The organism is Mucilaginibacter sp. Mucisp86 (genome assembly GCF_047324315.1).
GTDB lineage: Bacteria > Bacteroidota > Bacteroidia > Sphingobacteriales > Sphingobacteriaceae > Mucilaginibacter.
The window spans coordinates 6905693-6918791 of the sequence record NZ_CP168503.1 but is presented as its reverse complement, the minus strand read 5'-3'; the positions used below and the strand labels follow the sequence as shown (position 1 = coordinate 6918791).

At 45.3% G+C, this 13099-nt stretch carries 7 protein-coding genes; 6 read left to right on the top strand and 1 reads right to left on the bottom strand.

The window, feature by feature from the left end; all coding sequences use genetic code 11:
* Window positions 1–28: 28 nt before the first annotated feature.
* From ACEN9X_RS28545 to ACEN9X_RS28520, 6 genes are all read left to right on the top strand, one after another.
* Complete coding sequence (locus tag ACEN9X_RS28545) at window positions 29–3145, top strand: SusC/RagA family TonB-linked outer membrane protein (protein ID WP_413668374.1); 3117 nt, start codon at window positions 29–31, stop codon at window positions 3143–3145.
* Between the two features lie 19 nt (window positions 3146–3164).
* Complete coding sequence (locus tag ACEN9X_RS28540; protein ID WP_413668373.1) at window positions 3165–4676, top strand: RagB/SusD family nutrient uptake outer membrane protein; 1512 nt, start codon at window positions 3165–3167, stop codon at window positions 4674–4676.
* Window positions 4677–4685: 9 nt separating this feature from the next.
* Window positions 4686–5735 carry an arabinogalactan endo-beta-1,4-galactanase gene (locus tag ACEN9X_RS28535; protein WP_413668372.1) on the top strand — a complete coding sequence of 350 codons (1050 nt, stop codon included), beginning with the start codon at window positions 4686–4688 and terminating at the stop codon, window positions 5733–5735.
* Window positions 5736–5792: 57 nt separating this feature from the next.
* A complete protein-coding gene (locus ACEN9X_RS28530; RefSeq protein ID WP_413668371.1) occupies window positions 5793–6854 on the top strand; it encodes an arabinogalactan endo-beta-1,4-galactanase in 1062 nt (353 codons plus the stop codon).
* 228 nt (window positions 6855–7082) lie between these two features.
* Entirely contained in the window at window positions 7083–8108 is a 1026-nt protein-coding gene (locus tag ACEN9X_RS28525) for an arabinogalactan endo-beta-1,4-galactanase (RefSeq protein ID WP_413668370.1), read from the top strand.
* Between the two features lie 10 nt (window positions 8109–8118).
* A complete protein-coding gene (locus tag ACEN9X_RS28520) occupies window positions 8119–10467 on the top strand; it encodes a glycoside hydrolase family 2 protein (RefSeq protein ID WP_413668369.1) in 2349 nt (782 codons plus the stop codon).
* Between the two features lie 155 nt (window positions 10468–10622).
* On the opposite strand, the gene ACEN9X_RS28515 is transcribed toward ACEN9X_RS28520, so the two are convergent.
* Window positions 10623–12989: an ABC transporter permease gene (locus tag ACEN9X_RS28515; RefSeq protein ID WP_413668368.1), complete on the bottom strand. Its 2367-nt coding sequence runs from the start codon at window positions 12987–12989 to the stop codon at window positions 10623–10625.
* Window positions 12990–13099: the final 110 nt, after the last annotated feature.

Below are 13099 nucleotides of genomic sequence, written 5' to 3'. Positions count from 1 at the left end.
CTGTTTTAAACCAATTAAAAAATCAAATATGCAAAACTCTACTTTTCAATTTTGGAGAAGATTATGCCTGCTGGTGTTTACGCTGGCTATGCTGTCTGTCTCCGGTGTTTATGCTCAGCAAACAGTAACCGGTACAGTTACCTCAAAAGAAGATGGTACAACGGTACCCGGTATCTCTGTTAGTATCAAAGGAACATCGCAGGGAACGGCTACCGATGCTGCCGGGAAATTCAGCATTAAAGCAGCCAGCGGTACAGTATTATTGTTCCGCGGTTTGGGTTATGACGCCAAGGAAGTAACCGTAAGCGGCAGTACTTTAAACGTGACCTTAGATACCAAACAGAACGGTCTTAACGAGGTGGTGGTTATCGGCTACGGTACTACTACCCGCCAAAATATTACTACTGCGGTAACCAAGGTCGATCCTAAAAAGATCCCGCAGGCGGCCAATAACTCTATCCCTCAATTGCTGTTTGGCCGGGCTTCGGGTTTGCAGGTATCACAGGGGAGTTCACAGCCGGGCGGTAATATCAACCTGTCTATCCGCGGCCGCGGTAACCCGCTGTATGTGGTTGATGGGGTGATATTTCCGGGCGATGGACTTGAGCCTGGTAACGGTACCATTGCAGGTGAAACCAATGGTGTAAGCCGTGGCGGCCTTGCCGGTTTAAACCCCGATGATGTGGAATCTATCGAGGTGTTGAAAGATGCCAGTGCCGCCATCTACGGTGTAAATGCAGCCAACGGTGTAATCCTCATCACTACCAAAAAAGGTAAAGCAGGCAGATTGAATATTACCTACAGCGGCAGTTATTCGTTTGAGAAAAACTACCCTTACCTGCAACCATTAAAGGCCAATCAGTACGAAACCTTATACAACCAGCTTATTTTTGATCAATACCTGGCAGGCAAACAGCAGCAACCTTACGGCCCCAACCCGCAATCGGGCTTGCCAACACCAAAATACAGCGCTGCCGATATTGCAGCGGCAGGTAATGGCACCGACTGGTTGGGCCAGATCTTCCGCACGGGTGCTATCAACAACCACCAGGTAAATATCAACGGCGGTAGTGAAAAAGCTACCTACTATTTTTCGGGTGGATATTATAATGAAGACGGTACGTTAAAAGGAGCGGGCCTCAATAAATACACCGGCCGCGCTAACCTGTCATTTACCCCGGCTAAATTTTTAACCCTGAATGCAAACTTTACCGGTAATACCAATAGCTATCTAAACTCGTCATCAGGCGGGCAAACAGGCGGCTCTGGAACCCAGGGATTCGGTATTATACAGGCCGCTTTGGGCTATCCTGCAAACGTATCGGTACGTGATGCAAGCGGTAATTACACCCGTTACGGGGTTATTGCCAACCCTGTATCATTATTGGATGTGCAGGACAATACCAGCTATCATTCATTAAACGCCAATTTATCTGCTGATTTGAAAGTAATCCCGGGCGTATTGGCCGGGCACCTGTTGTTTGGCGATAATTATGAGGCGGCCAACCGCACCTTTTTTGTGCCGAGCACGGTTTTCTACTTTTCGCAAAACCTGTCGCGGGCATCTATGAACTACAACAATCGTGAAAACCAGACTTTGGAGGCTACCGTAACCTTTAAAAAAGATATAGCCAAATTTTTAAACATTGATGCGGTTGCAGGCGCGGGTCAGTATAAAAATACTTACAATGCATTTGGTAGTCAGGGTGCCGGTGGCGCCGATGTAATCGGCGCAACCAACCTATCTGCCGAAACGGCCAATATCGGTATCACTTCGGTAAAAACGGCCAGCAAAACGCGTTCATACTTTGCGCGGAGCTCGTTCAGCTTTTTAGATAAATACCTGTTGACACTGTCATACCGTTATGATGGTTACAGCTTATTTTTCCCTAATACAAAATACGCTTCGTTCCCTTCGGCTTCCATTGGCTGGAAGATCACCAACGAAGATTTTATGAAAAACGTAAACTTTGTGAGCCTGCTTAAACTTCGCGCCAGCGCAGGTACAACCGGTAGTACCATTGGCTCGGCAGGTTATGGCGGTTACGCTCCTGATGGCAATACTATTTTCTTTACCAATGGCGCCGTTAACTATGCTACAATAGCCCGTTATGCCATTGATCACCCTGAATTAACCTGGCAAAAAACAGAGAACAAGAATATTGGTTTAGATTTCGGTTTATTTAAAGACCGTGTAACCGGTTCGGTAGATGTGTTCAGAGATGATATCACCAACCTGCTTCGCACAACCGGGCCAACCGCTCCGCTTTCCTACCTGTCAACTCAGCCAGTTAACGGTGGTCATCAATACAGGCAGGGTTATGATATCTCGTTAAGCACGCAAAATTTGAAATTACATGATTTCACCTGGAACTCGGCCATTAACGTATCTCACTATACCTACAGGTGGAAAAGCCGCTTTGTGTATGATAACCTGCTTGCCTACCAGGGCGTAACTTACCAGGCTGTTAACGATCCTGTAAATGAGATCTACTATTTTAAAACAAAAGGCCTTTTACAGCCGGGCCAAACCGTACCGGCTTCGCAGCCAACCGCTGGCGGCGCTAACCTGCCCGGCTCGCCAATTTATGTTGATGCCGATGGCGACGGCAAATTAACCGGTGCCGATATTGCCAAATTAAACCCAGACCCTAAGATCAGCATTGGTTTTGGTAACGATTTCCACTACAAACAATTCGATTTAAGCATTTTCTTTTACGGTCAGTTTGGCGGTAAGGGAATAAACTATAATAATGCATGGGGCGATCCTAACAGTATAGTATCAAGTACCCAAAGTGGCACCATACAGGCATTGAACGCCTGGACATCAGTAAACCAAAGCGGTACAAGGCCGGGTGTAAACTACATAGAAAGCGCTACCGGCCTGCCACAGGGCTCGGACATTAACCTGGTAAGCACCAATTTTGTGCGCTGCCGTAACCTTACGCTGGGGTACACCTTTAATTCGCCGTGGTTAAATAAGTTCACCAAATCTGTACGGGTATTTGCCGATGCACAAAACCTGTTCATCATCACCAAATACAAAGGTGTTGACCCGGAGGTAAGCTACACCAATGTTAAAGGCGGCTATGCCCCATACCCAATGTTCAGGACATTTTCATTTGGCTTAAGGGCCGGTTTTTAATCTTAAAACAGCAATCAACATGAAAAAAATTATAACCATATGCTTAATGGCTGCTGCTGTAACGGTAAGCAGTTGTAGAAAAGGGTTGGAGCCGCAAATTTACGGTTCGTTATCAACCACCAATTTCCCTAAAACCGAGGCCGATTTTGTGAATTACGTTACCGAGGTTTATAAACCTTTCCAGTCAAAATGGGGATACAATGATCCGGCCGGTTATCAAAACGATTGGTTTAGCCCGGAGTACGGCGATATCATGATGTTTGATTACCCTACCGATCAGATGAATGTTTTTACAGGATGGGGTGGTATTTTTACCCAGTTCAGCACCGCAAGTTTTACATTTTTAGCAAACCAGGGCACGGGCAATAACCATTTTGAAAAGATCAGGTTTGTGACCCGCATTACCCAGATCATTGACGATATCAACAAATCAACCATCAGCGATGCCGCTAAAAAGGAGCTGACTGCCGAAGCACGCATGTCGCGCGGATGGAATATGTATTACCTGCTGCAATTGTATGGCCCGGTGCCGGTAATATTGGATGCATCAAAGATCAACACTGCTGCTGAAACTGACCTGACCCGCCCAACCCGCGAAGCATTTTTAGCGTCGATAGTTGGCGACCTGACCTACGCAGCCGAAAATTTACCAAAATCACCATCAGATTACGGCCGCTTTAATCAGGCTATCGCACTTACGGTATTGATGCGTACTTATATGAACGAAAAGGATTTTGTTAATGCCGAAAAAATAGGCAGACAGATCATGACCATGGGCTATTCATTGGTAACCGATTATGCCAGCCTGTTCATGGAAGCAACTGAAAGGAATAACGAAACCATGTGGGCCATATCATGCGTACCTGATCAGGATGGTAACGAAAACCACGCCAGTTTTAACCCCTGGGTGTTTTATACTTATCCCAAAGATTATCCGGGCAACCGTGTAAAAGATTCATTTGCCGGCGGCGATGCGCCTGTTTCAACAACCTGGGCGTTTTATCATTCTTTTGACGCGGCCGATAAACGCAGAAATCTGCTTGTTGCCAGTTATACCAACAAAAGCGGGGTAGTACGTAATGAGGCTAACGGTTTATCAGGTCCGGTTATAGCCAAATACCCTGACCTTGGTGGCGCATCATTAAATGCTTACCAGGGTAATGACATTCCTAAAGCCCGCCTTGGCGATGTAATGTTACAGCTTGCCGAAGCTATCAACCAAAACAGCGGCCCCACTGCCGAGGCTGTTGGATTAGTTAACCAGGTACGTTTGGCTCATGGTGGTGCGGCTATAGGCAACGTGCCTTCATCGGCCACAGCAACCAAACAGGCTTTTGATACCTGGCTGCTAAAAGAAGAAGGCTGGGAAACTTATTTTGAAGGCGAGCGCAAGATGGACCTGGTAAGGCATGGTCAGTGGCAAAGCGCTTTAACCTCGGTAGGCAAAGCCGCAGGGCCATACCTGTTCCCGGTGCCTACTTATGAAATTACCGCCAGCAAAGGCAAATTAACCCAAACACCCGGTTATTAATTGATTGCTATGGATATCAGGAATATTGTATTGCCCGGGATGATGCTATTAATGGTAGCGGCAGGATGTAAAAAGGATGGCGGCTCAACCGGCACAAAAAAGCCTGATACGGGCGATACTACTAAAACCACCACATCGGCCCTTGTAAAAGGGGCCGATGTGAGCTGGCTTACCCAAATGGAAGCATCGGGCTATAAATTTTATAACAACGATGGCACCCAGCAGGACCTGATCCAGATCTTGAAAGATAAAGGTATGAACGCTATCAGGCTCCGCGGCTGGGTTAACCCAACTGATGACTGGTGCAATACAGATGATGTAGTAGCCAAAGCCCAGCGCGCGCAAAAACTGGGCATGAAGATCATGATCGATTTTCATTACAGTGATAGCTGGGCCGATCCGGGTAAGCAGCCTAAGCCTGCCGCGTGGCAAAGTCTCAGTTTTGCGGAGCTGAAAGCTGCGCTAAGTACCTATACCATAAGCGTAATGAATGCTCTGAAAGCAAAGGGCATCACGCCCGACTGGGCGCAGGTTGGCAATGAAACCAACGACGGCATGCTTTGGGAAGATGGCCGCGCTTCAAAAAACATGGCCAATTTTGCGGCGCTGGTTGCCACGGGTTATGATGCCGTAAAATCAGTAAGCAGCACTACAAAAGTTATTGTTCACCTGGCGAATGGTTATGATAACAACCTGTTCCGCTGGATGTTTGATGGCCTGAAAGCCAATGGTGGCAAATGGGATATTATAGGCATGTCCTTATATCCGTCAACAACTAACTGGCAAACTTATAATGCACAATGCCTGACTAACATGAATGATATGTTTACCAGGTATGGTTCTCCGGTAATGATAGTTGAAGTGGGAATGCCCGCCGCCGAAGCAACAACCTGCAAAGCCTTTTTAACAGACTTATTAAGCAAGGTTGGCACGGTGAACGGCGGACAGGGTTTAGGAGTTTTTTATTGGGAACCGGAGGCCTATAACTGGCAAAGTTATGGTCTCGGGGCGTTTGACACATCGGGCAAGCCTACAGTGGCGCTTGATGCATTTAAATAGTTCATGCCATTCAGCACGAAACCAATTTTTTACAAATACCAATAAATCAATCAAATTATGAGAAAAATCATCACGCTGTCGTCAGCTGTTATGCTTTGCCTAAGCATGAGCTGCACCAAAGAAGTTGCCAACAAGCAAGCCGCTGCGCAAAGCACCGCTACAGGTAAGTTGAAAACCGCAGCTACTTCCTCATTTGCCTACGGCTCAGATGTGAGCTGGGTAACGCAAATGGAAGCATCGGGCAAAAAGTTTTACAACAGCAGCGGTACCCAGCAAGACTTGTTTACTGTTTTAGGAGGTAAGGGTATTAACGCCATCCGTTTAAGGGTATGGGTAAATCCTTCATCAACCTACAATTCAACCGCCGATGTGGTAGCTAAAGCCAAAAGGGCCGCGGCTGCGGGCATGAGCATCCTTATCGACTTCCATTACAGCGATACCTGGGCCGATCCGGGTAACCAAACCAAGCCTGTTGCATGGGCCAGTCTTGATTTTACCTCTTTAATGACCACCATGTACAATTACACCTATAATACCTTAAACACCCTTAAATCAAACGGGATAACCCCAACATGGGTACAGGTAGGCAACGAAACCAGCGATGGTATGTTATGGCAGGATGGCCGCGCTTCGGTATCGGCAACAAACTTTAAAAACTTTGCCTGGTTGGTGAATTGTGGTTATAATGCTACCAAAGCTATTTTCCCATCGGCAAAAGTTATTGTACACGTGGCCAATGGGTTTAATAATACCACCACCCGCTGGATCTTTGACGGACTGAAATCCAACGGCGCAAGCTGGGACGTATGCGGGTTTTCGGTATATCCGTCAACCAGTAACTGGTCTACCATAAACAGCCAGGTTTTGGCTAACATGCAGGATATGGTATCTCGTTACAGCAAGGAAGTAATGATATGCGAAGCTGGTATGGATGTGTCTGCGCCAACAACCGGCAAGGCATTTTTAACCGATCTGATAGCTAAAACCAAATCGGTATCGGGAGGCCTGGGTGTATTTTATTGGGAACCGGAGTCATATGGCAGCTGGCAAGGCTACACTATGGCCGCGTTCGATAGCAGCGGTAAACCAACCGTTGCCATGGATGCGTTTGTGCATTAAAATATAATTGGTTGGGTGTATAGACTAAAAAAGCACGGGATTGTGCGATTCCCTCCCCTGGGAGGGTGTAGGGAGGGGTTTCATCGCCAGGCTTATTCTTTAGGGCAAGCGTATAAACCCCTCCCTGCCACCGCACATTCCAAACGCCCCTCCCGAGGGAGGGAATTGAAAAAGCTCAATACACCCAACCAATTTTACTATGTAATTTTGATTATTAACACAATTTATATGAAAACGAAGATCAGTACACGCAAACTGGTATTAATAGCAATTGGCCTGGTAAGTATCGGGGCATTATCGGCTTTTAAATATTCGCCGGCCAAAAATGTTCCGGTTAAGTTTAAGCAGATCATGGGTGCCGATATTTCCTTTATCCCCCAACTGGAGGCTGAAGGACGCAAGTTTAATGATAACGGCGTAAGCAAAGATCCTTTTACCATTTTGAAAGATCATGGCTTTAACTATGTAAGGCTCCGCATCTTCAATAATCCCAAGGCCGATAGCGGTTACTCGGCAAAAGGCTATTGTGGTTTGGAGGATACCAAAAAGATGGCTTTGCGTATTAAAGAAGCCGGCATGGGCTTTTTACTTGATTTTCATTACAGCGATACCTGGGCCGATCCGGGTAAGCAATATAAACCTGCTGCCTGGAAAAAGCTTAACAACCAGCAATTGCAAGATTCTATAAAAGCATTTACGCGGCTTACCCTGCTGACCCTTAAAAAGCAGGGCACCCTGCCCGATATGGTGCAGGTAGGCAACGAAATTAACCACGGCATTTTATGGCCCGATGGTCGATTGAAAAATCTGGATACCCTGGCCGGTTTTTTAAAAGCAGGTATCAGCGGTGTGAGAGGGGTGAGCGGCAACATCAGGATAATGCTGCACATAGCCTGCGGCGGGCAAAATGCCGAATCCATTTACTTTGTTGATAATATGCTTAAACGCGGGGTGAATTTCGACATTATTGGCGAGTCATATTATCCCGAATGGCACGGCACCCCCGATAGTTTAAAAAACAACCTCACCAACCTTACTGCTCGTTATAAACAAGATGTAATGGTTGCTGAATATTCACAACACAAGCGCGAGGTAAATGATATAGCCTTTTCATTACCCGGTAATAAAGTTAAAGGCGCTTTTATTTGGGAGCCCTTTAGCTGGGGCGAACCCTTTGTTGATAAACAGGGAAACACCAATGCGCATATGGCTACCTATGATAGCATCAAAAATCAATACCACATTAGCCAGTAAGTTCCACTAAATGAAGAAAATTATTCTGTTGGCCCTTGCCGCTGCCAGCACGGTTACAGCCGCGCAAGCGCAAAGCAAAGGCGATAAAAAAATAACTGTTACCCTTTTCAATAATAACTGGCAGTTTGTGAAAAATGCAGACACCAGTGTCAATAACCAACTTTTTAACCGCGCGGGTGTTTTATCATGGCAACAGGTGAGTCTGCCGCATACTGTCAATATTGAGCCGGTTATTAAAACCGCCCAGCAATGGCAGGGTATCTGTTTTTATCGTAAGTTTTTTACGCTGGATAAAAAAGACGCTGGCAAATACATCGCCATCCGTATAGATGCGGCTATGAACCTGGCCGATGTTTATTTGAATGGGAAACACCTGCAAACACACATAGGCGGTTACCTGCCCGTTTATATCGATATCAGTAATAAGGCTCTATACGGTAAAGAAAACTGCCTTGTCATCAGGCTCAATAATCAGGACAACCCGGTGATTCCGCCGGGCAAGCCTATTAAAGACCTGGATTTTAACTTTTACAGCGGCATTTACCGCAATGCCTGGCTCATCAAAAAAAATAAGGTTTATATAACCGATGCTGTTAACGCCGGGCAGGTGAACGGCGGCGGGGTATCGCTGCACTATGACAACATCTCATCAAAAAGTGCGCGCTTAAACATTAAGGTACAGGTACAAAATGATCATGCCACAAAGCAGTCTGTTAAATTGAAAGCAACGGTTTATGATGCTTCGGGTAAATCTGTTGGCTTGATTAACATGCCTGCAATTGCTATCAAACCGAACAGCAGCAATACTTTTGAAAAAAGCATAACTATAACAAAACCAGCACTGTGGTCGCCGGCACATCCGTACTTGTATAAAGTTGTGGTAGGGGTTGAAGGCAATGGTGTATTGCTTGATTCGGTGTCGATAAAAACAGGTATCAGGCAGATCAGTTTTAAGGCCGATGGTTTTTACCTTAATGGCAGTAAATACGTATTGCGCGGTACCAACCGCCACCAGGAATATCCTTATATAGGCTATGCCCTGAGCGATAATGCCCAATACCGCGATACTTATAAAATTAAACAGGCCGGTTTTGATTTTGTGCGATGCTCGCATTATCCACCGTCGCCTGCGTTTTTAAATGCCTGCGATGAACTGGGGATTTTTGTAATGGATTCAACCCCCGGCTGGCAGTTTTTTGGCGATGAAACTTTTCAGAAAAACAGTTTGCAGGCTATTACGGATATGCTGCACCGTGACAGGAACCATCCATCTATTATTTTGTGGGAAGCTTCGCTTAACGAAACTGACATGAAGCGCGATTATATGGAAAAGGCGCACGCCATTGTTCACCAGGAACTGCCTTATGCCGATACCTACACCTGCGGCTGGATGAACGCGGTATATGATGTGTTTATCCCGGCACGCCAGCACGCCAAAGCCCCTGATTACTGGAAAAAGTTTAACCAGAAACCTATCCTGATTGCCGAATATGGCGACTGGGAATACTATGCCCAAAACGCAGGTTTTAACCAAACCCAGTATAAAGACCTTACTGATCAGGAAAAAACATCACGCCAGTTGCGTGGCGATGGCGAAAAACGGATGTTGCAGCAGGCTTTAAACTTCCAGGAATCGCATAACGATAACCTTAACGGAAAAATTACGGGTGATGCCAACTGGCTTATGTTTGATTATAAGCGCGGCTATGCACCGGATATTGAATCGTCAGGTATCATGGATATTTTCAGACTACCCAAATTTGCCTATTACTTTTACCAAAGCCAGAGGGACGCTTCCGAAATTAAACCGGTGTTATTCATTGCCAATTACTGGAATAATCGGGCTACCAAAATTGTAACGATCTACAGTAATTGCGATGAAGTAGAATTGTTCCTGAATGGTAGGTCGATAGCAAAGCAAAAGCCGGATACAGGTACAATGAGCAATAACCTTAAACATGCACCATTTACGTTTAATACAGCTTATACCCCCGGTACATTAACCGCAAAGGGATACATCAAAGGGCAGGTGGTAACTACCAGCGAACGCAAAACACCGGGAAAGCCATCACTGGTTAAACTAAGGGTTGATTACAGCGGAAAACCGCTTGCTGCAGGCAAAAACGATGTAGTGTTTGTTTATGCTTCAGTAACTGATGAAAATGGAACCGTTATCCCGGACGCAACCAACCTGATCAAACTAAACCTAAAGGGAGCAGGGGAGGTGATTGGAGCGGAAGAAGTAAAAGCCGAAGCCGGGGTTGCGGCATTTTTGATTAAGGCTGGTTCAAAGTCCGGCAAAATTCAGCTTTCGGCTTCAGCAGATGGTTTAAAGACAGCATTTTTAGTTGCCCAATAAAATTGGGGGGCTCAAAAACTCGCACGATTAAGCGGTTAGCTTTAATTGAGTGCCCACGCTTCCGTAATATGTTATAAACGTAAGCGTGGACACTTATTTTGGTTGTAATTTATTTAAGCGAAAGACGCTTAAACTTGTTCGATAACAATCTAAATTTATTCGCCTTTTAAACTTTGCACCGGGTTTGTCAATGCTGCTTTGATGGCCTGATAGCTTACCGTTAAAACGGATATTAGCAAGGTAAGCCCGGCGGCCATGACAAATACCCATACATTGATGCTGATCCTGTAGCTGTACCCTTTTAACCATTGGTACATCAAATACCAGGCAATTGGAGCGGCGATGCAAAATGAAATCAGAACAAGCTTCAAAAAATCCCGTGAGAGGAGCGTGGTTACGTTGGCTACTGATGCGCCAAGCACTTTTCTGATGCCAATTTCTTTAATCCGATTCTGCGCCATATAAGCAGCCAGTCCAAATAATCCGAGGCAGGATATAACGATTGTTAAACCGGCAAAAAGGCTGGCCAGTGTCCCTATTCTTTGTTCATCGCCAAATTTCTTGGCATACTCCTGGTCAACAAAACTATACTCAAACGGATAATCGGGATTATACTTCTTGAATATGGCCTCAGCACGACGCAGGTTCTCTTTTGTTGAATTGGCATTATTTAGCTTATAGTGGATAATATTGAACCACGAACTGGGCCCTTCAATCAGCATGTGCTGTACCGGTTCATAAGGCGAGCTAATTATAAAGTCCTTTACTACGCCAACAATATGCCAGGTCTTGATGTCTTTTCCTTCTCCCTGGGTAATGGACTGCCCAACGGGGTCTTTCAGATTCATGATCTTGACCGAAGCCTCATTGACAAGCATGGCGGTCGAATCTGTAGGGTAAGTTACAGGGTCGATATCCCTGCCGGCTACCAGTTTAAGCCCCATGGTTTTAATCAGGCTCCCGTCAGAGCTGTAAATAATAAAATCAACCTTGTTTTTAGGTAATGAACCTTTCCAGTTGAAACCCCAGCTATCACTGTATCGTTGGGTTATAGGCGAATTTGTTCTGGATACAGAGGTTGCAGCACCGCTGGAAAGTAATTCGTTCCTGATAGATGCGTAATGCTTTGCGATATCGCCTGATATAAAAGTGTAAACCAGGTTATCTTTCTTATAACCGGTGTCCCTGTCCTGGGCATATTGTAACTGCTGACGGATAATGATAGTGCAAATGATCAGTACTACAGCAAATGTAAATTGAATAACCACCAGTAACTTACGCGGCGTAACCAAAGCGTTAGCTGCCTTAAAAGTGCCTTTCAATACGGCTACCGGCCTAAACGAAGACAGGTATAACGCCGGATAACTTCCTGAAATAATGCCGGTGATTATGATAAAGCCCAGCGCGATAAGCCAGAAGTACGGATTACTATAGGGTACATATAACTGCTTTTGCGTAAGCTGGTTGAAACCCGACATACTGATTTGCACAATTATAATGGCAAAAATACCTGCGATAGTGGCTATCAATATGGATTCGCCTAAAAATTGCCAGATCAACGATCCCCTCAACGCGCCTACGGTTTTGCGGATCCCTACCTCCCTGGCACGTTTCTCGCTCCTGGCCGTACTTAAATTCATAAAATTGATACAGGCGATAACGAGGATCAGCACGGCGATCAGGGAAAATACCCTTACGCGTTCAATTCTTCCGCCTACTATTTTCCCGTCCTCAAAATGCGAATACAAATGCCATTTGCTTGCAGGGTGCAAAAACTGCTGAATGTCTTTGGTATCGGAGTGGTTTTTGGTAAAATTAAGCACAGCATCGTCAGCATGGGCTTCCGTTACGCCGGGTTTTAAAAGTACAAACGTTTGAATGGAATTATTGCCCCAATATTCGTCATCCTGGCCTATCTTTTTCAGGTATGACCATGGCAACAGGTATTCAAAATCAAAGCGGGTATTATTCGGCAGGTCTTTCATTACGCCGGTAACTTTAAAATAGGAATTGCTGTCTATTTTAACTGTTTTGCCAATCGCGTTTTCCTGACCAAAAAGCTTTTTGGAAAATTTCTCCGTTATCACAATATTGTTTACTTCGTTCAAAGCGGTTTTTTTGTCACCACTGATCAATGGGAAGCTGAACATGGAAAGAAAGTCCGGATCTGTAAAATCACCTGCGGCGGTCAGGTGCTTATCGCCGATAGTAAATAAGAAACTGGCATCTGTAACCCTGGCTACTTTTTCCAGTTGAGGTAATTCTTCTTTCATTACCCTGCCCATTATTTTGGGCGTGGTTTCCCAGCTCCATAATTTTCCGTCAAATTTTGAGCGGTTATAAACAGAATAAAGACGGTCACGCTTTTCATGGAACTGATCAAAACTGAGCTCATTCTGGATCCACAATAAGATCAGCGCGGCACTTGCCATGCCGATAGTCAGTCCCAGGATATTGATCAAAGAAAATGTTTTTTGACGCAAAAGGTTACGCCAGGTGATCTTTAAGTAGTTTTTGAGCATATGATCGGGTTTTGATAATTATAAGACGCCGCTATCCGGTAATAAGTTGCAGGTTATTTTTAAAAAGCTAAATTTTTAAAAGGGCAGGGGCTATGGGGGCTTTGATAGAA